Source organism: Pseudoalteromonas sp. S2755 (genome assembly GCF_005886535.1).
Taxonomy (GTDB): Bacteria; Pseudomonadota; Gammaproteobacteria; order Enterobacterales; family Alteromonadaceae; genus Pseudoalteromonas.
This window is the reverse complement of the sequence record NZ_PNDS01000297.1, coordinates 1-261: the sequence shown is the minus strand read 5'-3', so window position 1 is coordinate 261 and position 261 is coordinate 1. Positions and strand designations below refer to the sequence as shown.

Genomic DNA, 261 nt, shown 5'->3' with positions numbered 1-261 from the left:
GGATAAAGCTTGGTAACATTTCTCTATCCACTCTTTTTAAAAGGCGGTAACGGATAGCGGGTTGTGCAAGGCGTGTGTTCGCAATCGCAATATTTACTTTGAGTGCAGAGTTTTGCTGTATACTGGCCGTGGCATGCATTGCACACCGATAATGCCAAATTGCTTGTTCATTCTGGATACGACGACGATACCCAACACCAATATTAGTCAGAATCTTCGCCCTATCTTCATCCGCCAAACCCTTAAAAGGTGGTGTTTTAA

The 261-nt window shown here is 43.7% G+C and carries 1 pseudogene; it reads right to left on the bottom strand.

Annotation, left to right across the window (positions count from 1 at the left end):
• Window positions 1–261: pseudogene (locus CWC03_RS23295) on the bottom strand (hypothetical protein); the annotation flags it as partial.